The 23,193-nt window shown below is 62.0% G+C and carries 23 protein-coding genes; 11 read left to right on the top strand and 12 right to left on the bottom strand.

Going from position 1 to position 23,193, the window contains the following annotated elements; all coding sequences use genetic code 11:
• The first annotated feature begins 18 nt into the window (after window positions 1–18).
• The gene (locus AMC88_RS30225) at window positions 19–1,533 is read left to right on the top strand and encodes an ABC transporter substrate-binding protein (protein WP_064830271.1); all 1,515 of its coding nucleotides are present in this window, start codon (window positions 19–21) and stop codon (window positions 1,531–1,533) included.
• Window positions 1,534–1,617: 84 nt separating this feature from the next.
• On the opposite strand, the gene yghU is transcribed toward AMC88_RS30225, so the two are convergent.
• Both yghU and AMC88_RS30235 read right to left on the bottom strand, forming a co-directional pair.
• On the bottom strand, window positions 1,618–2,493 hold the full coding sequence (yghU, locus tag AMC88_RS30230; protein WP_037146074.1) for a glutathione-dependent disulfide-bond oxidoreductase: 876 nt from the start codon (window positions 2,491–2,493) through the stop codon (window positions 1,618–1,620).
• A 184-nt stretch (window positions 2,494–2,677) separates the two neighbouring features.
• Window positions 2,678–3,544 carry an NAD(P)-dependent oxidoreductase gene (locus AMC88_RS30235; protein ID WP_064826402.1) on the bottom strand — a complete coding sequence of 289 codons (867 nt, stop codon included), beginning with the start codon at window positions 3,542–3,544 and terminating at the stop codon, window positions 2,678–2,680.
• A gap of 177 nt (window positions 3,545–3,721) precedes the next feature.
• Between AMC88_RS30235 and AMC88_RS30240 the strand changes: the two genes are divergently transcribed.
• The 3 genes from AMC88_RS30240 to AMC88_RS30250 all read left to right on the top strand — a co-directional run bounded on the left by AMC88_RS30240 (window position 3,722) and on the right by AMC88_RS30250 (window position 5,566).
• Window positions 3,722–4,189, top strand: a complete 468-nt coding sequence (locus AMC88_RS30240) for a universal stress protein (RefSeq protein WP_064823908.1) — start codon at window positions 3,722–3,724, stop codon at window positions 4,187–4,189.
• A 136-nt stretch (window positions 4,190–4,325) separates the two neighbouring features.
• Window positions 4,326–5,240 carry a DnaJ C-terminal domain-containing protein gene (locus AMC88_RS30245; protein ID WP_064830272.1) on the top strand — a complete coding sequence of 305 codons (915 nt, stop codon included), beginning with the start codon at window positions 4,326–4,328 and terminating at the stop codon, window positions 5,238–5,240.
• A 2-nt stretch (window positions 5,241–5,242) separates the two neighbouring features.
• Window positions 5,243–5,566, top strand: a complete 324-nt coding sequence (locus tag AMC88_RS30250) for a chaperone modulator CbpM (RefSeq protein ID WP_037146079.1) — start codon at window positions 5,243–5,245, stop codon at window positions 5,564–5,566.
• Between the two features lie 27 nt (window positions 5,567–5,593).
• On the opposite strand, the gene AMC88_RS30255 is transcribed toward AMC88_RS30250, so the two are convergent.
• From AMC88_RS30255 to AMC88_RS30265, 3 genes are read right to left on the bottom strand one after another with little or no spacing between them, the layout of a single operon-like run.
• Window positions 5,594–6,523, bottom strand: coding sequence for a phosphatidate cytidylyltransferase (locus AMC88_RS30255; protein WP_064826400.1), 930 nt, complete (start codon window positions 6,521–6,523; stop codon window positions 5,594–5,596).
• The gene (locus AMC88_RS30260) at window positions 6,520–7,140 is read right to left on the bottom strand and encodes a lysophospholipid acyltransferase family protein (RefSeq protein ID WP_064830273.1); all 621 of its coding nucleotides are present in this window, start codon (window positions 7,138–7,140) and stop codon (window positions 6,520–6,522) included. The genes AMC88_RS30255 and AMC88_RS30260 overlap by 4 nt, the downstream gene beginning before the upstream one ends.
• Window positions 7,137–7,766, bottom strand: coding sequence for a CDP-alcohol phosphatidyltransferase family protein (locus AMC88_RS30265; protein WP_064830274.1), 630 nt, complete (start codon window positions 7,764–7,766; stop codon window positions 7,137–7,139). The genes AMC88_RS30260 and AMC88_RS30265 overlap by 4 nt, the downstream gene beginning before the upstream one ends.
• 337 nt (window positions 7,767–8,103) lie before the next feature.
• Between AMC88_RS30265 and AMC88_RS30275 the strand changes: the two genes are divergently transcribed.
• From AMC88_RS30275 to AMC88_RS30300, 6 genes are read left to right on the top strand one after another with little or no spacing between them, the layout of a single operon-like run.
• Window positions 8,104–9,090 (top strand): BMP family protein, encoded by a 987-nt coding sequence (locus tag AMC88_RS30275; RefSeq protein WP_064826396.1) that lies wholly within the window; start codon window positions 8,104–8,106, stop codon window positions 9,088–9,090.
• 8 nt (window positions 9,091–9,098) lie between these two features.
• Window positions 9,099–10,511, top strand: a complete 1,413-nt coding sequence (locus AMC88_RS30280; RefSeq protein ID WP_064830275.1) for an amidase — start codon at window positions 9,099–9,101, stop codon at window positions 10,509–10,511.
• Entirely contained in the window at window positions 10,508–12,040 is a 1,533-nt protein-coding gene (locus tag AMC88_RS30285; protein WP_064826480.1) for an ABC transporter ATP-binding protein, read from the top strand. Before AMC88_RS30280 ends, AMC88_RS30285 begins: the two co-directional genes overlap by 4 nt.
• Window positions 12,030–13,079, top strand: coding sequence for an ABC transporter permease (locus AMC88_RS30290; RefSeq protein WP_064830276.1), 1,050 nt, complete (start codon window positions 12,030–12,032; stop codon window positions 13,077–13,079). Before AMC88_RS30285 ends, AMC88_RS30290 begins: the two co-directional genes overlap by 11 nt.
• Window positions 13,076–14,020, top strand: coding sequence for an ABC transporter permease (locus AMC88_RS30295; protein WP_064826393.1), 945 nt, complete (start codon window positions 13,076–13,078; stop codon window positions 14,018–14,020). The genes AMC88_RS30290 and AMC88_RS30295 overlap by 4 nt, the downstream gene beginning before the upstream one ends.
• A gap of 25 nt (window positions 14,021–14,045) precedes the next feature.
• Entirely contained in the window at window positions 14,046–15,335 is a 1,290-nt protein-coding gene (locus AMC88_RS30300; protein WP_064830277.1) for an amidohydrolase family protein, read from the top strand.
• 51 nt (window positions 15,336–15,386) lie between these two features.
• On the opposite strand, the gene AMC88_RS30305 is transcribed toward AMC88_RS30300, so the two are convergent.
• The gene (locus tag AMC88_RS30305; protein ID WP_064830278.1) at window positions 15,387–16,166 is read right to left on the bottom strand and encodes a class I SAM-dependent methyltransferase; all 780 of its coding nucleotides are present in this window, start codon (window positions 16,164–16,166) and stop codon (window positions 15,387–15,389) included.
• A 137-nt stretch (window positions 16,167–16,303) separates the two neighbouring features.
• On the opposite strand from AMC88_RS30305, the gene AMC88_RS30310 reads away from it, so the two are divergent.
• Window positions 16,304–17,182, top strand: a complete 879-nt coding sequence (locus AMC88_RS30310) for an alpha/beta fold hydrolase (protein WP_064830279.1) — start codon at window positions 16,304–16,306, stop codon at window positions 17,180–17,182.
• 57 nt (window positions 17,183–17,239) lie between these two features.
• Here AMC88_RS30310 and msrA read toward each other — a convergent pair whose 3' ends face one another.
• The 6 genes from msrA to AMC88_RS30340 all read right to left on the bottom strand — a co-directional run bounded on the left by msrA (window position 17,240) and on the right by AMC88_RS30340 (window position 23,091).
• Complete coding sequence (gene msrA, locus AMC88_RS30315) at window positions 17,240–17,749, bottom strand: peptide-methionine (S)-S-oxide reductase MsrA (protein WP_064830280.1); 510 nt, start codon at window positions 17,747–17,749, stop codon at window positions 17,240–17,242.
• Between the two features lie 132 nt (window positions 17,750–17,881).
• On the bottom strand, window positions 17,882–18,715 hold the full coding sequence (locus tag AMC88_RS30320; RefSeq protein ID WP_011427575.1) for an inositol monophosphatase family protein: 834 nt from the start codon (window positions 18,713–18,715) through the stop codon (window positions 17,882–17,884).
• A gap of 109 nt (window positions 18,716–18,824) precedes the next feature.
• Window positions 18,825–19,901 carry an ABC transporter ATP-binding protein gene (locus AMC88_RS30325; RefSeq protein ID WP_004680244.1) on the bottom strand — a complete coding sequence of 359 codons (1,077 nt, stop codon included), beginning with the start codon at window positions 19,899–19,901 and terminating at the stop codon, window positions 18,825–18,827.
• Window positions 19,902–19,962: 61 nt separating this feature from the next.
• Window positions 19,963–20,850 carry a carbohydrate ABC transporter permease gene (locus AMC88_RS30330; protein WP_081277779.1) on the bottom strand — a complete coding sequence of 296 codons (888 nt, stop codon included), beginning with the start codon at window positions 20,848–20,850 and terminating at the stop codon, window positions 19,963–19,965.
• 3 nt (window positions 20,851–20,853) lie between these two features.
• The gene (locus tag AMC88_RS30335) at window positions 20,854–21,762 is read right to left on the bottom strand and encodes a carbohydrate ABC transporter permease (protein WP_064830281.1); all 909 of its coding nucleotides are present in this window, start codon (window positions 21,760–21,762) and stop codon (window positions 20,854–20,856) included.
• 66 nt (window positions 21,763–21,828) lie between these two features.
• Window positions 21,829–23,091, bottom strand: coding sequence for an ABC transporter substrate-binding protein (locus AMC88_RS30340; RefSeq protein ID WP_011427579.1), 1,263 nt, complete (start codon window positions 23,089–23,091; stop codon window positions 21,829–21,831).
• Window positions 23,092–23,193 lie beyond the last annotated feature (102 nt).

A 23,193-nucleotide genomic window follows, 5' to 3' on the forward strand; every position in this document is an offset into this window, starting at 1 on the left:
AACGAAGGGAACGAACTCATGACAAACAGGTGGAAATCAATCGGGCTCGCAGCCTTGCTCGCCGGCCTGGCGCTCAGCGCAAGCTATGCCGACGCCGCCGGTGTGCTCACCATCGGCCGCCGCGAGGATTCGACGACGTTCGATCCGATCAAAACAGCCCAGAACATCGACAACTGGGTATTCTCAAACGTCTACGACGTGCTGATCCGCGTCGACAAGACAGGCACGAAGCTGGAGCCCGGTCTTGCCGAAAGCTGGACGGGCTCGGATGACGGCCTGACCTACACGTTCAAGATTCGCGACACTAAATTCTCGGACGGTTCGCCGCTGACGGCGGAAGACGCCGCTTACAGCCTGCTGCGGATTCGCGACGACCCTGCTTCGCTCTGGAGCGATTCCTACAAGGTGATCGATACGGCGGTGGCCACCGACGCGCATACGCTGACGATCAAGCTCAAGAACCCGTCCGCGCCGTTCCTGTCGACGCTGGCGCTGCCGAACGCCTCCGTCATCTCCAAGAAGGGCATGGAATCGCTGGGGGCGGATGCCTACGGTGAAAAGCCGATCGCATCCGGCGCCTTCGTGATCGGGGAATGGCGGCGCGGCGACCGGGTCATCCTGAAGAAGAACCCGAATTTCTGGCAGGCCGACCGCGTCAAGCTCGACGGCGTCGAATGGATCTCGGTGCCCGACGACAATACCCGCATGCTGAACGTCCAGGCCGGCGAGCTGGATGCAGCGATCTTCGTGCCCTTCTCCCGGGTCGAGGAACTGAAGAAGGATCCTAACCTCAAAGTCGCTATCGACGCCTCGACGCGTGAGGATCATTTGCTGATCAACCATGCGCATGGCGCGCTCGGCAAGAAGGAAGTCCGCCAGGCGCTGGATCTTGCGATCGACAAAAAGGCGATCGTCGATACCGTCACCTTCGGCCAGGGCACCGTCGCCAATTCCTACATTCCGAAGGGTGCGCTCTATTATTACGCCGACAATCTGCAGCGGCCTTATGATCCCGCCAAGGCCAAGGAGATGCTGGCGGCCGCCGGCGCATCCGACCTCACGCTCAACTATCTGGTGCGCGCCGGCGACGAAGTCGACGAGCAGACGGCGGTCCTGGTTCAGCAGCAGCTGCAGAAAGCCGGCATTACCGCCAACCTACAGAAGGTCGATCCGAGCCAGGAATGGGACATGACGGTTGCCGGCGACTACGACATCTCGGTCAACTATTGGACGAATGACATTCTCGATCCGGACCAGAAGACCACCTTCGTTCTCGGCCACGATTCCAACAACAACTACCTGACGAACTACAAGAACGAGGCGGTGAAGGAGCTGGTTGCCAAGGCTCGCCTCGAGCTCGACCCGAAGAAGCGCGAAGCGATGTATGTTGATCTGCAGAAGATGGCTAAGGACGACGTCAACTGGATCGATCTTTACTACAGCCCCTATATCAACGTCTCGCGCAAGAATATCGAGAACTTCTACCAGAACCCGCTCGGCCGCTTCTTCCTGGAGGATACTGTCAAGAATTGAGTTCCGGCAGCATGCAAATGCTCCGTCGCCGTAAAGGCGGCGGAGCTTCATTTGTTGCTGCGGCAAGTGGCTGGGGCAGCTTGGTTACTCGGCGGCCGCGAGCTTGTCCTGCGTTCTCGTGTCGAAGTCGCTGGCCTCGTGACGCTCGTGCAACTGGCTCGAAGGTTCGCCGGAAAGACGGTTCACCATCCGGCCGCGCTGTACGGCCGGACGGCTGTGGATGAGGTCGGCCCAGCGCTGGACGTTCTTATAGTCTTCGACTTGCAGGAACTCGGCTGCACCATAGGTCCAGCCCTTCACCAAGCCGCCATACCATGGCCAAATGGCAATGTCGGCAATGGTGTACTGGCTGCCCGCAACATATTCGCTTTCGGCAAGGCGGCGATCGAGAACGTCGAGCTGGCGCTTCACCTCCATGGCGAAGCGGTCGATCGCATATTCGATTTTCGTCGGCGCATAGGCGTAGAAGTGGCCGAAGCCGCCGCCGAGATAGGGCGCGCTTCCCATCTGCCAGAAAAGCCACGACAGGCATTCGGCGCGCTCGCTTGGCTCAGTCGGCAGGAAAGCGCCGAACTTTTCGGCGAGATAGGTGAGGATGGCGCCGGATTCGAAGACGCGGATCGGCGTTTCGCCGCTGCGGTCCATCAGCGCCGGGATTTTCGAGTTCGGATTGATCTTGACGAAATCGCTTCCGAACTGGTCGCCATCGCCGATCCGGATCAACCAGGCATCATATTCGGCACCGCTATGGCCAAGCGCCAGCAGTTCCTCGAGCATGATCGTGACCTTCTGGCCGTTCGGCGTGCCGAGCGAATAAAGCTGCAGCGGATGACGGCCGATCGGCAGCTCCTTCTCATGTGTCGGTCCTGCGATCGGGCGATTGATGTTGGCGAACTGGCCGCCATTCGCCTTGTTCCAGGTCCAGACTTTCGGGGGTATATAATCGGAAGAACCGCTCATCTTTCAAACTCCTGGCATTGATCGGATCGATTGCAGCGCCGGCTGGGACGCCACATTTTTCCTGACATAGCAGAGGCGATCTGCTTTTGTCAGAGGTGTCAGGCCGGCTTCACGCAATCGTCAGAACATTGCGAATCCGAACAAATAGCCGTCTCGGACGTCCGCTGGCCGCCTCGAGACCACGTTATGGCATGACCATCGCACCGGCGGTTTCCGGGGAGTAAAGGATCTCTTCCAACTGCCTCACCAGCGCGCGGCTGCCCTTGACGTCGTCTGCCAGCCTGGAGAAGACCTCCGCCATGCCGCGAAAAATTCCTGCCGCCGGATCGTCCTCTCCAAGGAAGTCGGCGATCTCCTGCATTTCGGCAACCCAGCGATAGGCTTTCGGATACATGTCGGGAATGGATTTCGACAGCTTGCGGTCAACGTCGGGAAGGCTCTCGGCGAGTTCGGCCTTCAGGCTTTCGGCAGCGCCCGAGCGGGATGCGGCCAGCAGCATTGCGGCGCCGAGGCCGATAAAGCCCTTGTTGATGCCGGCATAACACATCTTCAGCGCCGAAGCCGCGCCGAGTGGCCCATCGAGCCTGCGGACCAGCAAGCCGTAATCTTCGAGCAGCCTGCTTCGCTGCGCGCTATCGCCGCTGATATAGATGGCCGGCCCTGATTTGCCGGGAACCGGCGGCCCGCCGATGATGGCGCCGTCGAGAACGTCTATCCGGCTGCCATCGAACCGCGCCGCCAGGGCCTGCATGGTCTTCGGCGCGATCGCGTTGAGGTCGATAAAGGGCGGCGGCGCCGGCATTCCCGACGATATCTGCGCGACGAATTCGGCGACACCGATCGCTTCCGCCGGCGGAACGATCGACAGGATCAGCTCGGCTTCAGCCAGCGCCTGGCGTCCAACCGGCACCATGCCGGCTGTCTTGGCGCGCGCGATCGTCTGCTCGCTCCGGCCTTCGAGGCAAGTCAGCACCGTGGCGCCATGGTCGATCAGCCGTTTGGCGACAGCGCTTCCCATAGCGCCCGCTCCGATGATTGCGAAATTCGGCATGTGAAACCTCTGTGGTGACGACGACATGGCATGAGAGCTATCGCCGATCGGACCGCCGTCAACTGCGACAGGGCGTCAGAATGCACGAGCGGCATTCCGACTTGACTTTGGTCAAAGCAGGCGGCCTCGATAGAGATAAGATCACGGAAATGGCTCGCATCCGAGGATATTGATTCAATGTATCGCATGATCATCTGCGGCATCGGCATGGGTTCGAGGCAGACGGCAAACCGTCTGCTGCGCCGGGCCGCGGCGCTTGTGGACGAAGGCGGAACCATCCTCGTTATGCATGTCATCGAGAATGTCCCGCAGCGCCGTCTGACCGGCATTCCCGAGGAATCGGAAACGGCCGCCATCGTCGACGCCGAAAAGAAGCTTGTGTCGCTCTGCAAGGAGTTGGGAATCCCTGTGATGATCGAGGTTCGCATCGGCGCCGCCTCCTCCCTGCTGGTGTCGGCGGCAAGGGAGAGAGCGGCCGATCTCATTCTGCTGTCATCCCACGTGCCCGATATCACCGACTATGTCTTCTCCTCGATCGTCGAGCAGGTGGTGCGACATGCGGGATGCTCGGTTCTCGTCGATCGGCGTTTAGCCCAGCTACATGAGGGCTCCGCGCTGCAGGCCGAAGACGCTGCCCTGCTTTGACCCCTGGCAAGTTTCCGTCGATCACAGGGCCACCGGCTTGATGCGCCGCGTGGGCTGCCCCTCCCCGGCGGCGGACCGGCAACCTATATCAGTGACAAGCCAACCAGCAGCATGGACTGCCCGACCGGAGATATGTATGAGCCAGGATCCCTACGAGCTTCTGGGCGTGAAGCGGGATGCGACGCAGAAGGAGATTCAGAGCGCGTTCCGCAAGCTCGCCAAGAAGCTTCACCCCGACCTTAACCCCGGCGACAAAAAGGCCGAGGACCGATTCAAGGATATTTCGACCGCTTACGAGATTTTGAGCGACGAACAGAAGCGGGGACGTTTCGACCGCGGCGAGATCGATATGACGGGCGCCGAGCGGGCGCAGCGCAGCTATTACCGCGACTATGCCTCGGCGAGCGGTGCCAATGATCCCTACCGCAACAATTCCGGCTTTGCCGATTTCGCCGATATCGACAACACTTTTGCCAATTTCTTTTCCCGCCGCACCGGCGGCGGCAGGATGCGCAGCCAAGGCCAGGATCGGCGTTTCTCCATGGAGGTCGATTTTCTCGAGGCCGTCAACGGCACCAGGACCGAGATCAAGCTGCCGGATGGGCCGCAGCTCGACGTGCAGATCCCGCCCGGAACCCGCGACGGCCAGACCTTGCGCCTGCGTGGCAAAGGCGAACCGGGCATTGGCGGCGGCCCGCCGGGCGACGCCCTGATCGAGATCCGTGTGGCCCCTCACCGCTTCTTCACCCGTGACGGCGACGACATCCGCCTGGAACTGCCGATCTCGCTGGGCGAGGCGGTGCTCGGCGGCAAGGTCCGCATCCCGACACCGTCGGGACCTGTCAGCGTGACGCTGCCTCCGCACTCGAATACGGGCAAGGTCCTGCGTCTCAGGGGCAAGGGCGTTCCAAAACGCGGCGGCGGACACGGCGATGTCTATGTCTCCTTGAAGATCGTGCTGCCCGATAATCCGGACGAACGGCTGACCTCCCTGGTGAAGGAATGGGCGGCGGCAAATCCATACGATCCGAGGAAGAACATGGAGGCCTGATCATGGATGATCATGAGTTCCGTCTTTGCTTGAAAATCGATGTCGTCCAGCTCGACTTCTGGGTCGAACGGGGCTGGCTTATCCCGGCGATGTCAGGCGAAGGGCGGCAGTTTCGCGAGGCCGACGTCGCCCGCGGCCGGCTCATCCTCGATCTCATGGGCAATATGGGCGTCAACGAAGCCGGGGTCGATGTCGTCATGGATCTGCTCGACCAACTGCACACCTTGCGGGGAACGATGAGCAAGCTGGTGACGGCAATCGAGCGGCAAGAGCGGGAGGTTCAGCAACGGCTCATCGAAAGCCTTGAGGACATAGACCGGTTTTGAGCAACCGGCCGCATGCGGCGGATATCCTCAGGCGGTGAACCAGTAGCGGACGATGTGGAAGAACAGCGGCGCGGCGAAGGTGATGGAGTCGAGACGATCGAGCACGCCGCCGTGGCCCTCGATCACATAACCCCAGTCCTTAGCGTTGAGATCGCGTTTGATGGCCGAGAGCACGAAGCCGCCGAAGAAGCCGGCGACGACGATGACTGTGCTGACGGCAGCCGCCTGCAGGGGTGAGAACGGCGTCAGGCGATAGAGCAGAGTTCCCACAAGGATGGCCGAGGCGCCGCCGCCGATCAGGCCTTCGAGCGTCTTCGAGGGGCTGATATTCGGCGAGAAACGATGTTTTCCGAGAAGCTTGCCCCACACATACTGGAAGACGTCGCTGAGCTGCACGACGATGACGAGATAGACGAGAAGAAGTGCGGACGGCGTTCCGGTCTCAAGCATCAGCAGTGCGGGCGCATGGCTGATCGAATAGACCGTCAGCATCAGTCCCCATTGCACCCTGGCGGTCCGCGCCAGGAACTCGTTAACGTCGCCCGTCAGCGTCGCCACCGCCGGCAGGATCAGGAAGGCGTAGACCGGGATGAAGATGGAAAAGAGGCCGTACCATAGCGTTCCGAGCAGCACATAGTGCAGCGGCAGGACGACGAAGAAGGACAGGAACAGCGCCTGGTGGTCGCCGCGCCGTGATGGCGTCAGCGTCCAGAATTCGCGCAGCGCCATGAAGGACAGGAATGCGAACAGGATGACCACCGCCGTATCGCCGAGCAGGATCGCGCCGCCAAAGACCGCGACCATGATCCACCAGGAGCGGATGCGGGCATTGAGGTTCTGGACGGTGGCGACAGACCCGGGTTCGGTCGCGCGCCGCTGCAGGATGAAACCGATGGCGGAGGCAACGGCGAGCAGGCCGAGGATCGCGGCAAGGACGATGGAGAAAAGGCTGGTCATGCGGTGCGCCCTCCGTCTGCCAGCTCGATGATCGCGGCGCGGGCGCGGGCCAGGAAGGCGTCCTTGCCTTCGCCCGGTTCGACGCGCAGCGGCTTGCCGAAGCGCGCCGTGCAGGTGATCGGCACGATGAGCCAGCTTCCCTTGGGCAGGATGCGCTGCAGATTGTCGAGATGGATCGGCACAAGATCGACATCCGGGAAGCGGCAGGCAAGGCGATAGATGCCGCTGCGGAGCGGGGCGATCTCATCGGTAGAGCTTCTCGTTCCCTCGGGAAAAATCAGGATCGAGCGCCCTTCCTCGAGCAGGCGCTCGAGCGGCTCCAGCGGGTTGCTGTCCGGCAGAGGCTTGCGGTCGATCAGAACGGCGCGAAGGCCCGTCTCCGCGATGAAGCGGCGAAAGGCGCTCGTACCCCAATAGTCGCGCGCTGCAACCGGATGGGTCAGCCGCCGCACCTGATACGGCAGGGCAGCCATGACGGCCACCGTATCGACATGGCTGTTGTGATTGGCGAAATAGATGCGGCGGCGCGTGTCGGGCGTGCAGCCCCGCCACTCGCTTCGGGCGCCAACCATGATACGGACGAACAACACAAGGAGGCGACGGACAAGCGCGGTCATAGTCTCTCCAGCAAATGGGAAAGCGTTATCGTACGGGTGATGCAGGTGACGAGGCTGCCGGTCGCGATGATGGCTGAGCTCAGGATCAGCGACCAATGGCTGGCGGAGACCAGCGTCTCCACACTCTGCGCAACGAGGCCGGCCGTCAGCACCGCCATGCGGCGCTGCTTGGCCATGATGCCGCTGAAGTCCTGGGCAAGGCCGACCGATCCTCCGAACACCCTGATATAGGCGGTGAGTGCGGCAAGCAGCGCGGCCAGCCAGCCGAGCCAGGGAAAGCCGCAGGCATAACCGGCCGCCACGAGCAGCAGGCTGTCGGCGACCCGATCGGGGAATTCATTGTAGATCGCCCCGCTTTTGGTTTTCTTGCCGCCTTCGATCGCGACCATCCCGTCGAGCAGGTTGCAGACGAGCCGCAGCTGCACCGAGAAAGCCGCGCCGATCATGGCGATTGGATGGGTCGTGAGCAGGATGAGCGCCGCGCCGAAGCCGGCAAACAGGATCGAGAAGAGCGAAATGCTGTTCGGCGTCACACCGGTGCGTGCCAGCCACGCACTCATGCCGATCGCCCAGGACGACGACCGGCTTGCGATCGGCCGCCGCGAGGCGTCCTCTTCTTCACCCATTTATTGTTTCCCCAGCCCCATCGCCTTCTGCATACCCTGCCGATACCGCCGCGCCAAGCCTGCAGATCCGGTCCGGAGCCAGATCCCCCGGAAGGGAAGCTCTTGCTTCTTGAAGCGAGAAATCTCGACCGGAAAGCGCGGCGGCAACGGGAATGCAGCCTGCCACGCCGCGTTCGTTGCGCCAAGTCGTGACGCCATCAAGAACGCCGAAAAAATGGCGTGTAATGAAGCAGCGCCAGGGCCGATCAGCCTGATTTTTAAGCCTCTTCTCTCCTTGACACGTTTTTAGGCGCTACTATGATTTTTGAACCAGAAGGTAAAAAAAGGGGAGCAATCGATGACCAAAGACATCCTGATTTCACGCCGGGCAGTGATCGCATCGGGCATTGCGCTCGGAGTGAGCAGCCTCGCCCCGCTCGCAAGGGCCGCCGCCCCGCTGAAAGTTGCCGGCATTCATGCGTCGCCAGTCGAAAACGCTTGGAATTCCTGTCTTCACAAGGCCCTTCAGGACGCTGCCAAGGAAGGCGTCATCGAATATGTCTTTTCCGAAGGCGTCTCCGGCACCGATTATCCGCGCGCCATGCGCGAATATGCCGAACAGGGCAACAAGCTGATCGTCGGCGAGGCCTATGCGGTGGAGAAGGAGGCCCGGCAGGTCGCGGCAGACTATCCCGACACCGCCTTCGTCCTGGGCTCCAGCGGTGAACAGGCCGGCGACAATTTCGGTGTCTTCGGCACGTGGAATCATGACGGCGCCTATCTGGCCGGCATGCTCGCGGGCAAGATGACCAAGTCGAATGTAGTCGGTTCGGTCGGCGCCATTCCGATCCCCGAGGTCAACATGCTGATCAACGCCTTTGCCGCGGGCGTCAAGGCTGTCAATCCCGACGCAAAGCACCTGGTCTCGTTCATCGGCACCTTCTTCGATCCCCCGAAGGCCCGCGAGGCCGGCCTTGCCCAGATCGACGCCGGCGCCGACATTCTGTTCGGCGAGCGCATCGGCACGGCCGATGCCGCCAAGGAACGCGGCATCAAGTCGGTCGGCTCGCTAGTCGATTACACGCCGCGTTATCCCGATACGGTGTTTGCCAACGCCATGTGGTATTTCCGCCCGATCCTCAATGCCGCGATCGCCGATGTCGCTGCCGGCAAACCGGTCGGCAGGAACTACACGTCCTACGGTCTGATGAAGGAAGGCGGCAGCGATATCGTCTTCGTCAAGGGCGTGGCGCCTGCCGAGGCGGAGGCCGCGATGGAAGCCAAGCGGGCGGAGATCAAGGCAGGCACCTTCGAAGTTCCGAAGATGATGGAAGAGCCGAAGTAGTTCGCCCCATGCAGGGCGATGCGACGGAACTGGTGGCAGCGATCAGGCATGGCAGTCTGAGCGCTGCAGAAGCGATGCAGATCTCGCTTGAGGCCGCCGCGCGGCATGAGCCGCTCGGCGCGATCGCCTATCTCGACGGCGCCATTGGTCTCGCCGCGGCGCAGGCCTGCGACCGGGAGCGGCAGAGCGCGCCCGAGCATTTCTCGGCGCGGCCCTTTGCCGGCGTGCCGACCTTGGCGAAGGATCTTGGCGGCCCCTTCCGCGGACTGCCGGTAACGGCCGGTTCCCGCCTCTTCGAGCGAAACGGCGGCGGAGCCGACTCCGAACTCGCTTCGCGGTTCCGCGAGGCCGGCTTCTGTCTGTTCGGCCTGACGACGAGCCCGGAATTCGGCCTTTCGCTCGCCAGCGAACCGGCGATCGGACCTGTCTGTCGCAACCCGCTCGATCCCACGCGCACCGCCGGCGGCTCGTCCGGCGGTGCGGCGGCAGCGGTTGCTGCCGGGATCGTCGCGATTGCCCATGCCACCGATGCCGGCGGCTCGATCCGCGTGCCCGCCGCCTGCTGCGGCCTTGTCGGAATGAAGCCGACCCGCGGCGCCATCCCCGGCGGGCCGTCTTTCGGCAACCACCTTGCCGGCATTGCGAGCGAACTGGCGGTCTGCCGCTCGGTGCGGGATACTGCGCTGATTTTCGACCGGCTGAGCGGCAATGCACGCGGACCGGTTCCCGATCCCTCTCCCGCCGATGTCGACACCGGCCGTTTGCGGATCGGCCTGTTGACGGATACCGGACCCGCCCACCCGACCGAGGGCGATCGACTTGCGGCCGTCGCGGACGCCGCGCGTGTGCTCGAGAAGGACGGACACGCCATCGTTCCATTGGCCTGGGCCGACTTCGAATGGAGCGCCGCCGCCAGCGGCCGCGCCTTTGCCGATATCGTTTCGGTCAATCTCGCCGCCCTCGTCGAGGCGGCAGCCCTCGAGGAAAGCAGGGCTGAGCCCCTCACCCGGGCTTTCGCTAGACGCGGACGAACGCTTTCGGCCACCGCGCTCTGGAAAACACTGAACGATGCGGTGCTGGTGAGCCATGCGGTCTGGGGGCTATTCGATACGGTCGATTGCATCCTGATGCCGATGCTCGCCTCCGCGCCTCTTGCGATCGGCTCCTTTCCGTCCGATCATGCCGACACCGATCTGCATCTGGAGCGAATGACCGCGTTTGCGCCGCTTGCCTGCCTTGCCAATGTCTCGGGTTTTCCTGCTTTGACGCTGCCTTTTGGACAGGATCAGCACGCCATGCCGCTGCCGGTGCAGCTCATGATGCCGATGGGTCACGAGCCGAGGCTTCTGTCGCTTGCCGCACGCCTGGAGGCGGAGGGGCGATGGCCGCACCGTTTTCCAGTGGCGGGGTTGCCGTCATGACCGAGCCTGTTCTCGAGATTGTCGGCGTCAGCAAACGCTTCGGCGCCAATCTCGCCAATGACGATATTTCCATGACGCTGGCCAGGGGCGAGGTCGTCGCCCTACTCGGCGAGAACGGCGCGGGCAAGACCACGCTGATGAGCATCCTTTTCGGCCACTATGTGCCGGATGCCGGGCGAATTCTGATCGACGGCGCCGAGTTGCCGCAGGGCAAGCCGCGCGCGGCGATCCGCGCCGGCGTCGGCATGGTGCATCAGCATTTCTCGCTCGCGCCCAATCTGACCGTTCTCGAAAACGTCATGACTGGCACCGAACGCCTGTGGTCCTGGCGATCGGCAACATCGGCGGCGCGCAAGAAACTCCTGGCGATTTCGGAGCGCTTCGGCCTGCAAGTCGATCCGGATGCCCGTCTTGGCGACCTTTCGGTCGGCGAGCAGCAAAGAGTGGAAATCCTCAAGGCGCTCTACAACGATGCCCGCATCCTGATCCTCGATGAGCCGACGGCGGTGCTGACCAACATCGAAGCCGAGCGGCTGTTCACGACGCTGAAGGAAATGGCCCGCCAGGGCCTGTCGCTGATCTTCATTTCGCACAAGCTCGACGAGGTGATGGCGGCAGCAGACCGCATCGTCGTGCTGCGCGCCGGCAGGATGGTCGCCGAGCGCGGGGCGTCGGAAACCAGCAAGGCGGAACTCGCCGAGCTGATGGTCGGGCACCGCGTAACGCGGCCCGTTCGCGAACCGTCGACACCCGGCGCCGTTGCACTCGAGGCTTCAGGCGTGACCGTGCGAGCCGGCGGCATCGATCGGCTGAAATCGATCAGCTTCCGGCTGCATCAGGGAGAGATCCTCGGCATTATCGGCGTTTCCGGCAACGGCCAGGCCGCATTGGCGCATCTTCTTTCCGGCACGCTGGCGCGCAGCAGCGGCGACCTCAGGTTGTTCGGCGAAGTGGTCGGCAATCTTGGCGTCGCCGATGTCGTCGAAGCCGGCATCGGCCGCATTCCCGAGGACCGCAACCATGAGGGCGTGATCGGCGAAATGGCGATCTGGGAAAACGCCGTGCTGGAGCGCATCGCCTCGCCGGCCTTCTCGCGCCACGGCCTCGTCAACCGCAAGGCCGGCATAACCTTCGCGCGAGAGATTATCGACGGCTTCGACGTTCGCGGCGGCGGCCCGGCGATCCGCACACGGCTGCTGTCCGGCGGCAATATGCAGAAGCTCATTCTCGGGCGCAGCCTCTATCGCCGGCCGCGTATCCTGATTGCGGCCCAGCCTGCCCGCGGCCTCGACGAAGGCGCGGTGGCCGCCGTGCATGCGCGCCTGCTGGAAGCCCGCCGGCAGGGAACCGCTGTACTGCTGATCTCGGAGGATCTTGACGAGGTGATCGCGCTTGCAGACCGCATACAGGCGATCGTCGGCGGCCGCCTGTCGCCGCCTGTCGAAGCCGACGGCGCCGATGCCCGCAGACTGGGGCTGATGATGGCCGGCGAATGGCAAGAGACCCGCGAGGCAGATCATGCGATTTGAGCGCCGCGAGCACCGCCCGCTTTACCTGCTGGTCGCCACACCCGTCATCGCCGTGATCGCAGCGCTTGCACTGGCGGGCATCCTGATCTCGATCGCCGGCGCGCCTGTTCTCGATGCCTATTGGCGCATCCTGACCGGCGCCTTCGGCTCGCGGCTTTCGGCGACCGAGACACTGACGCGGGCGACGCCGCTGATGCTGACCGGACTTGCCGCCGCCGTCGCCTTCCGCGCGCGGCTCTGGAATATCGGTGCCGAGGGCCAGTTCTATCTCGGCGCCATCGCCGTAGCGGCGGCAAGCTCGAAACTGCTCGGCAATCTCCCGGCACCCCTTCTCATTCCGCTGTTGCTGCTGATCGGCGCGATTGCCGGCATGGTGCTGATTTTGATCCCGCTGTGGCTCAGGCTGCGCTTTTCCGTCGATGAGGTCGTCACCAGCCTGCTCCTGAATTTCATCGCCGTGCTTTTCGTCTCGATGCTCATAGATGGCGTCCTCAAGGATCCACTCGCATTCGGCTGGCCGCAGTCGCAATCCGTCAGCGATCATGCCATGCTGCCGAAGCTGATCGCCCGCTCGCGCCTGCATATCGGCCTTGCGATCGCGATCGCCCTGGCGGTCGCCGTTCACTTCGTCCAGTCCCGCACCGTATTTGGCATGCAGTCGCGCGCCGCCGGCCTCAATTCTGCCGGTGCGGTTTTTGCTGGTGTGCCGCTCGGAAGAACACTGGTGAAGGTTGCCTGTCTCTCCGGTGGGCTTGCAGGGCTTGCGGGAGCGATCGAGGTGATGGGCGTCAAGGGTTACGTCACGACCGACCTGTCGCCCGGTTTCGGCTACGCCGGCATCGTGGTGGCGATGCTTGCCAATCTCAATCCGCTCGGCGTCGTCTTCGCCGCCATTTTCACGGCCACGATGTTCGTCGGCGCCGACGGCATGAGCCGGGGCCTCGGCATCCCGACCTATATTGCCGACGTCACGGTGGCGCTGTCGCTACTGACGATGCTGATCGCATTGTTCTTCACCCAATACAGGATAAGGCGATGACGCAGTTGTTCGATATCATCGCCTCCGCCGGGCTCTGGGCGGCAGTCCTGCGGATCGCCACGCCGCTGATTTTCGGCACGCTCGGCGCTTTGCTCTGCGAACGGGCCGGCGTGCTCAATCTCGGCATCGAAGGCATCATGACCTTCGGGGCGATGATCGGCTGGCTTTCCGTCTACCACGGCGCCGATCTGTGGACCGGCCTGCTGATCGCCGCGGTCGCCGGCGGTATCTTCGGCCTGCTGCATGCGTCGCTGACGGTGACGCTCGGCCTGTCCCAGCACGTCTCCGGCCTTGGCGTCACGCTCTTTGCTTCCAGTTTCAGCTATTATGTCTTCCGGCTGATCGTGCCGCTTGCCAATACACCGCCCACCATCGTGCCGTTTCAGCCGATCGCCATCCCCGGTCTCTCGACGCTGCCGTTCATCGGCCCGGCCTTCTTTACGGAGACGGCGCCGACCTATCTTGCGATCCTTATCGCCCTGCTGATGGCCTACATCATCTTCCGAACGCCCGTGGGGCTCGCAATCCGCATGACCGGTGAAAATCCGCATGCAGCCGAAGCCCAGGGCGTCAATCCGATGAAGGTGCGATACGGCGCGGTCGTCATCGGCAGCGCGCTGATGGGAATGGGCGGCGCTTTCCTGACATTGTCGGCGTTCAACAGCTTTTTCCCGACCATGGTGCAGGGGCGCGGTTGGATCTGCATCGCGCTTGTCGTGTTCGCCTCCTGGCGGCCGGGTCGCGCGCTGTTCGGGGCGCTGCTCTTCGCCTTCTTCGATGCCTTTCAGCTTCGGCTGCAAACGGCGCTGAGCGGCCTCGTGCCCTATCAGCTTTTCCTGATGACGCCCTATATCCTTTCCATTGCCGCTCTTGCCATCATGGCCCGCCGCGCCCGCGTCCCGCAGGCGCTGATGCAGCCCTATCGTCGCGGCGAGCGGTGAAGCCGCCTTTTCCAAAGAGGTTCCGATGTTCGATCTAATCGTCAGAAACGCAAATCTCCCCGATGGCCGAACCGGCATCGATATCGGTATCGAGGGCGGCAGGATCGTTGCCGTCGAGCGCAATCTGCAGGCGCAGGCGGCAGAGGAAATCGACGCAACCGGCAGGCTGGTCAGCCCGCCTTTCGTCGATCCGCATTTTCATATGGACGCCACGCTATCGCTCGGCCTGCCGCGGATGAACGTGTCGGGTACGCTGCTCGAGGGTATCGCGCTCTGGGGAGAGTTGCGACCGATCGTGACGAAGGAGGAATTGGTCGACCGCGCGCTGCGCTATTGCGATCTCGCGGTCACGCAAGGCCTGCTTTTCATCCGCAGCCATGTCGATACGAGTGATCCCAGACTGGTGACCGTCGAGGCGATGATCGAAGTCCGTGAAAGGGTCGCGCCCTATATCGATCTGCAACTGGTCGCCTTTCCCCAAGACGGTTATTACCGCTCGCGGGGGGCGATCGACGCGCTCAACCGGGCGCTCGATATGGGCGTTGACATCGTCGGTGGCATTCCTCACTTCGAACGGACGATGGGCGACGGCACGGCGTCGGTCGAGGCGCTCTGCCGCATCGCCGCCGATCGTGGCCTGCCGGTCGATATGCATTGCGATGAAACCGACGATCCGCTTTCGCGCCATATCGAGACGCTGGCCGCGCAAACCATCCGCTTCGGCCTGCAGGGACGTGTCGCCGGCTCGCATCTGACCTCGATGCATTCGATGGACAATTATTATGTTTCCAAGCTCATCCCGCTGATGGCAGAGGCGGAGATCAATGTGATCCCCAATCCGCTGATCAACATCATGCTGCAGGGCCGGCATGATACTTATCCGAAACGCCGCGGCATGACCCGGGTCCGGGAGCTGATGGATGCCGGGCTGAATGTCTCCTTCGGGCACGATTGCGTCATGGATCCGTGGTATTCGATGGGGTCCGGCGACATGCTGGAGGTCGGCCACATGGCGATCCATGTCGCCCAGATGGCCGGCATCGACGACAAGAAAAGGATCTTCGACGCACTGACCGTCAATTCGGCGAAGACGATGGGGCTCACCGGCTACGGCTTGGAAATTGGATGCAATGCGGACCTCGTCATCCTCCAGGCGAGCGACACGCTCGAGGCGTTGCGGCTCAAGCCGAACCGGCTGGCGGTGATCCGCCGCGGCAAAGTCGTCGCCCGCACGGCGCCGCGCATCGGCGAGCTCTTCCTGGACGGGCGTCCGGACCGGATCGACGGCGGCCTGGACTACATACCTCGCTATTGAGAAGTGACGGCGCTGACCATCGTTGAAGGGCGAGGCCCTGCCCGGCTCTGCCTATTCCGTCGCTCGGCGAGCGGTGATGATCCACGCCTGCGAGTCGAACAACACGCCCTCCGGAGTCATATGCGCCTCCAGTAGATCGCGCAGTCGCTGCAGCGGCTGGTCCGGCGGTTCATCGGTTTGTGCGAGCGCGTCCTTCACAAGATAAAGGCTGATGAGCGCGTCATACGCCGCTTCGACGTTCGATCCGTAGAAGACCGGCTCCCGGACCTCGGCAAAGTCGATCGAGACAAAGCCTGCTGCGCCGAGAAGTTCCGTTGCGACGGTTGGATCGCCCAAAGAAAACGGATTGGGAGCACCCGGGGAAATGGCAGTTTCAGGCGCAAGGGCCTGTCGGATGGCGCCGGACCAGGCGTTGCGCTCCCGGCTCTGCCACACCATCCACACGAGGCGCCCGCCCGGACGCATCGCCCGGCCAATATTGGCAAAAGCCGCCGCCGGATTGGCAAAAAACATCACGCCGAACCGGCTGATGCAGAGGTCGAAACTGGCCGGCAGGAAGGCGTGGAACTGCGCGTCCGCCTGCTCGAATACTACATTTCGCAAACCTTCCGCGGTACTCCGTTGTCTTGCGACCTCGAGCATCTCAGCCGAAACGTCGACCCCGACCGCTTCTCCTTGCGGTGCGGCGCGGGCGGCCTCGCGCGTCGTTTGCCCTGCACCGCAGCCGATATCGAGCACGCGATCACCTCGGCCGACGCGGGCGGCGATCCTGAGGCGCTGATTGTGTCTCGCCAATTCCGCATCGTAAAAGTCGGCACGATCCAAGGCCATCACGCTTCCCCTGCTTCGCTCGATTGGCAGTCCAAGCGGCCATCACACGCGGCATGTGATGCGAAACAGATTGCATATTAGGATCAGTTATGCAAGGTGGAGAGTAGTGGCAGTCTGCAACCAGGAGGATTGAGGCCATCGAAACGACCGGATCAATACTCGTCACCGATAAGATCGTCGAACTCACAGGTGCGAAACTGCAGACCCAGGCTTTTGGCGACCCGGCCGGCGCACCTGTCCTGCTGATCATGGGAGTGATGTCGTCGATGCTGTGGTGGCCGGAACGGTTCTGTGAGGAACTTGCCGCCCAGGGCCGCTACGTCATCCGCTACGACCAGCGTGACACCGGTCTCTCCACCCATTACCCGCCGGGTGAGCCCGGCTATTCGTTTGGCGACCTGTCGGAAGACGCCATCGCCGTTCTGGATGGCTATGGGATTGGAGCCGCGCATCTTGTGGGCATGTCGATGGGCGGTTTCGTCGCGCAAGAGGCCGCATTGCGCCACCCTCGGCGTGTACTGACCCTCATCCTGATCAGCACCTCGCCGATCGGGATAGACGGCCTGCCCTCTTCGACCAAGGCTTACAAGGAACATTCCGCCGCTGCCGAGCGCATCGACTGGTCGGACCTCGGAGCCATTGCCGATTTGATGCGTCGCGATTCAGCCATGCTGGCCGGCACCAGGCATCCGCACGATGCCGAGGCGGCGAGCATCCTGATCGCGCGTGACATCGGCCGTGCCACCTCCTTTATCAGTGCGACCAATCATTTCGCGCTGTCGAGCGGGGACAAGGCCGCCACGCTGCATGCGTCCGACATCGAGGCGCCGGTTCTCGCAATCCATGGCACAGCCGATCCGCTGTTCCCGATCGGGCACGGAGAGGCCTTCACTCAGGCCGTGCCGAACGCGCGACTGCACCGGATTGCCGGTGGAGGCCACGAAATTCACGATCGCGATATTGACGAGATGGTGCGCGTCATTGCCGATCACACTGCGTCCGGGCCTGGCGGCTAAACGGCCGAACGCGCCATGCATGCCGGCGTTGCGTCCGGCATGCATGCATGAATTGCCTCAGGCGATCTTCTGGCGGGCCGGCAGCTTCCAGCCGGGCCGGACGAAATGGCAGGTGTAGCCGTTCGGGATACGTTCGAGATAATCCTGATGCTCGGGTTCTGCCTCCCAGAAATCGCTGACAGGCACGACTTCGGTGACGACCTTGCCGGGCCAGAGGCCGGATGCGTCGACATCGTCGATCGTATCCCTAGCGACGCGCTCCTGCTCGGGGCTGGTATAGAAGATCGCCGAACGATAGCTCATGCCGACGTCGTTGCCCTGGCGATTGCGCGTGGTCGGGTCATGAATCTGGAAGAAGAATTCGAGGATGTCGCGGTAGCTGGTCTTGGCCGGATCGAAAATGATCTCGATCGCCTCGGCATGGGTTCCGTGGTTGCGGTAGGTGGCGTTCGGCACATCGCCGCCGGTATAGCCGACGCGGGTCGAAATCACGCCGTTCAATCGGCGGATGAGGTCCTGCATACCCCAGAAGCAGCCACCGGCGAGCACTGCACGTTCTTCGGTCATTGGGTGTCTCCTTGTTTGCCCAAAGATAGTGTCTCCCGCCGCCAATTTCCATAAGGGCGCCATGAGCGCAGTCTGGCTATACCGCCCATTGAAGATCACGCTGAGATCTATGTCGCTGCCGGGTCAAAACGATCAGGCTTTGCCTTGAAAGCCTTGCTTGAGCCAGGGATGCAATGCCTTGCTGGCGGCGAGGATATCGCCCTTCCCGTCGACTTCGGCGCCGGAAAAACGGGTGACGATGCCGCCCGCCTCTTCGACCATCAGCGCCGATGCGCCGAAATCATGGATCGAAAGCCCATCCTCGAAGAAGCCGTCCAGCCGGCCGCAGGCGACATAGGCGATCGACAAAGCCGCCGAGCCAAGGCGGCGGACGCCAGCCGTGTTGGCCATCAGGCGTTTGATCGCGTCGAAATAAGTCTCTTCCGCCACCGCCTTGACCTGGCCGGGGACCGGCAGCCCGGCACCGATGAGCACGTTCTCGATGTCGCCGACATCGGCGCAGCGGATACGCTCGCCATCGAGATAGGCGCCGCCGCCGCGCTCGGCGCTGAACAGCTCGTCCTGCATGGCGTCATAGACGACGCCGGCCACCAGACTGCCGCCTTCGGCGATTGCGATCGTCATGCCAAAATGCGGGACGCCCCAGGCATAATTGGTGGTGCCGTCGATCGGGTCGATGTAGATGATCGGTGCGTCGGGCCCGGCCGTGCGGTTGCCGACCGCCTCCTCACCCTGGATGGCATAGTCGGGGAAGGCCTTGGTCATCTCGTCGACGATGATCCGCTCGACGGCGACATCGATCTCGGTCTGATAGTCACGTGGCGCCTTGGCGAGCATTTCCCGAGAGGTTCGCCGCCGCAGCGAGACGCGGGCGGTTTCGCCCGCCTTCACTACGGCTTCAGCAAGCACGACAAGGCGGGACGACGCGGTCGGTGAAAGACGCGCTGATATCAGGGAGGATGCCATGAACAATCCGGATGCTGCAGATGGGACGGAGTGACTTGTGCGGAGGCAATTCCTTCGCCAGGGCGATGATGGCTTTATGAAGCTGACCGCCGCCCCTGTCCACCGATTGTTATGTCAATCGGTCCGTCGATGCATCGAAGAGATGGATCTGAGCCGGATCGACCGAGAGGCCAATCATGTCTCCCGCCTTAACCCGGTCGCGGCGCGTCTCGACGATCGTCAATTCCGGCTCGGTCGCCGCGACGATGAAGGTCGAAGAGCCGGTCGATTCGACGAAGGCAATCGGCACGTCGAAGCTGCCCTGCCCGGGAGCGACAACCTCGATATGTTCAGGCCTGACACCCGCGACGAGCTTGCGCCCGGGCTCGATGGCGCGGTTGATGGCAAGTGTCTGCTTCACCGCGCCGAAATCCAGGATCAGGCTCTTGCCGTCTTCCGCGACGATTGCCGGAATGAAATTCATCGCCGGTGAACCGATGAAACCGGCAACGAAGCGGTTTGCCGGCCGATCGTAAAGCTCGAGCGGCGCGCCCTGCTGTTCGATCACGCCGTCGCGCATCACCACCACGTGGTCGGCCATCGTCATCGCTTCGACCTGGTCATGCGTGACGTAAACGAAGGTAGCGCCCAGCCGGTCGTGCAGGGCGCGGATTTCCTTGCGCATCGAGACACGCAGCGCAGCATCGAGGTTGGAAAGCGGCTCGTCGAACAGGAAGGCCTGAGGGTTGCGGATAATCGCGCGGCCCATGGCGACGCGCTGCCGTTGGCCCCCAGAAAGCTGGCGCGGATAACGGTCGAGCAGCCGGGAAAGACCGGTGATGACAGCGACTTCCTCCGCCTTCTGCTTTGCCTCGGCCTTAGGAACGCCGTGCATTTTCAGCGAATAGGTCAGGTTCTGTTCCACCGTCATATGCGGATAGAGGGCGTAACTCTGAAAAACCATGGCGATATCGCGTGCCCGCGGCGGCACGTCGTTCATCACCTTGCCGGCAATCTTCAGCGTGCCGCCGGTAATTCTTTCCAGCCCGGCAAGCGAACGGAGCAACGTGGACTTGCCGCATCCGGACGGACCGACCAGCGCCACGAACGTGCCCTTGGGAATTGAAAGGTTGACGTTTTTGAGCGCGTGAAAGGCGCCGTAGTGCTTCTCGACGCCCGAGAGTTCGATTTGTATGTCCTGGCTCATTCCGAAAACCTTGCTGGTCCCCAACCGGGACCGATAAGATGGTCAAGGGTGAAAAACGTCGTCACTTGACCGCTCCAGCGGCGATGCCGCGCGTTAGCGTACGCTGGAAGATCAAGAAGAAGATCACGGTCGGTATTATACCCAGGAAAGCGGCCGAGGCTTGCAGCACCGGGTCCGACATGTTCTGTCCGCGGGTGAGGCCCATGGCAACCGAGACCGTCTGGTTGTTGTTGGAAACCAGCATGACGAGCGGGATCAAGAATTCATTCCAAGTCCAGATGAAAAAGAAGGTTCCCAGGACCATGAGCGACGGCCTCAGCACCGGGACGACTACGAACCACAGCGTTTTCCAGTGGGTCGAGCCATCCATCTCCGCCGCTTCAAGGATTTCCTTGGGAAAGGTACTCAGCACGGTCGAGAGCAGGTAGGTCCCGAAAGCGCTTTGCAGGACCGCGAAAATGATGATCACGGAAAGCTGTGTATCGTACAGGCCGCTCGCTTTCGCCATGTAGTAAAGCGGGTAGATAATGGACTCCTGCGGCACCATAATGCCGAGAAGAAAGACCACCAAAATCACTCGCGACCCCGGCACCTTGCCCACCCCGATCGCATAGGCGTTGAATAGGCTTATCAGTACACCCAAAACCGAAACAGCGAGACTGATCACCACACTGTTGAGCAGCTTGCGGCTGAAATCCGACACCGTCCAGAATTTCTTGATCGCCGTGAGATCGATCGACCGAGGAATCGAAAGCGGTCCGCCCACTGCGTATTCGGTGCTCGCCTTGAAGGCGTTGAGCAGAGCAAGGAAAAAAGGAAAGAGTGTAAAGGCGAGGAGTAGGATTAGGATGGCCAGCACCACCCACCGCATGGGATCGCGTCTCGCGCCATCGGCTGCCGCCGTCGCCTTTGCCTCGGTCTTACTATCGCTGAGAACTGAGTAAGCCATGATCTACCCCTTCGACTCCTGCCGGCTCTGGAAGCGTAGGAAAATCACAGCCAAAGCGATCGTCAGAGTCGTTTGCACGACCGCGATAGCTGCGGCATAGCCGACGCGTTGTGTTGTGAAGAAATGGTAGTAGGTCAGATAGGATGGTACCAGGGTGGAATTGTCGGGGCCGCCGGCGGTGATGACGAAGATTGGCGCAAACACTTTAAGCGCTGCGATCAGCGTCGTCAGCACAACGACGAAAATCTCCGGCGCCAGGAGTGGAATGGTGAGTGTCACCAGCCGGCTCCACCAGTTCGCCCCGTCGAGGTCGGCAGCCTCGTAGAGAGAAGGGTCGATGCGCGAAAGACCGGCCATGAAAACCACCAGACAATAGCCGACCTGTATCCAGACAATAACGAGCGAGACGGCAGCAAGCGCGTATGTCGCATCGCCGATCCAGTTCTGGGCAAGATTGTCAAGGCCGATAGCCTTTAGCGTGATGTTGATGACACCGACGGGATTGAGAATCCAACCCCAGAGCACGCCCGCGACCGTTACGGGCAGGATCTGCGGTAGGTAAAAACCGGCCCTGAAGAAGCTTGAGACCCATTCCCCGAATTGGTCCCTGACGTAGTCGAACAGCAGAGCCACCAGTACCAGGCCGATGCATACGGGTATCACGGTCATCGAGACGATGAACAGCAGCGTGTGGTACATCGATCCCCAGAATTGATCGTCGGCAAGCAGGCGATGATAGTTCTGCAGGCCGACCGGCCGCGGCGTGCCAACGCCTTTCCATGCCGTGAAGCTCAGCCCGATATTAGCAAGCTGCGGTATGAGCACGATCAGAATGAAGCCGATCACCCCCGGGATGAGGTAGAGGCTATAGCTTCGTGACCCGTCGATCGATCTCTGGCTGGATATGGCCATATCATTCTTCCTTCAGCCTACCACAATGGGCTGCGCCGGAGGCGCAGCCCAGCGTTCAAGGTCGCGCTACTGATTCTCCTGCGCGTCGTCGTAGACCTGCTTGATCTCTTCGACGAACTGCTCCGCAGTCAGACTGCCCTGGAAGAGGCCGGTGTCTTTCTGATTGAGCACGTCGTAGTAACCGGGGACCGGCCAGTCAGGATAGAAACCGAGGCCGTTTTTGTCAGAGATCTGCTTGAAAACCGCTGCGGCGTTCTTGCCGATCGGATTGGTGATGGCGGAAAGATCAGCGGCGATCGGGACGCCGCCCGCATTGCCGAGTTCAGCTTGGTACTTCGGCGACAAGGTCAGGCTGATCCACTCTGCGGCGAGATCGGGATTCTTGCTGCTCTTGGGAACGACCCAGAGATTGCCTGTCGAGCCGACAGAATATTTCGGCGTTGGAATTACGAACTGACCCCACTTGAAGTCCTTGATAGTCGAGGCAAAGGTGCCGAGATTCCACGTGCCCGAGACGTACATTGGTGCCTTGCCGGAGGTAAAGAGCAGAGCTGCGTCGGGGTCCTTCATGCCCGTGGAGTCCTTGCTGATGTAGCCCTTGCTGACCCAGTCGACCAATGTCTGCGCTGCATAGAGGTAAGGCGCGCCGTCGAGTGGGGCCTTCAAACCCTGATAATTCTGGATCCAGGCGTCATCGGCCTTGGTGTAGGCGAGAGAGGCAAGCAAGTGCTGGCCACTGGTGTCGATGGCGCCGAGCGCGAGAGGCGTGAGACCTTTCTGCTTGAAGGCTTCCAGGTCAGCGACCCACTCTTCAAGCGTCGTCGGCGGCTTGAGGCCTGCCTTTTCGAACATGTCGATATTGTAGAAGCACGAAACATATTCGCCGAAGACAGACACGCCCCAAACAGGACCGGAGCCATAGATGCCCTTTTCGTCGTAACGGCTTAGGACAAAATCGCCTTCGTTAAGGATCTTGTCCCAGCCCTCCTTCTTCACGTAGGCATCCAGATTGGTCAGCAATCCCTGGCTTGCCACCAAGCCAGCGGTCGCGTTGCCCTTGTTGTACTCAAGCACGTCGGGGGCCTGGTCGGAATTGAGGATCATGCCTCCTGAGGCCTGCAACTGCTGAAAGGTCTTCTGCTCGAAGCTGACGTTGATGTCAGGGTGTTTCGCCTTGAACTCCTCAAGCGCCTTCTTCCAGACAATGCCCTGAGCCGTGGTCGGCTCCTCGAACCACCAGATCTTGAAGGTCTTCTGTTCGGCATGGCCGATCGATGTCATCAGCATCGCCGTGCCGAGTGCTAGCGCAAGTGTTGCAATTCTTTTCATGCCTTCCTCCCAAAAAAGCGGCTGCGCCGCGAAAAGACCAGTTAGTCAGTCATGGCGCCCCGCCCGGCCTCCCAGCCCGGCGGCGCTCCACCTTAGGCGGTT

This window comes from Rhizobium phaseoli, from assembly GCF_001664385.1.
GTDB lineage: Bacteria > Pseudomonadota > Alphaproteobacteria > Rhizobiales > Rhizobiaceae > Rhizobium > Rhizobium phaseoli.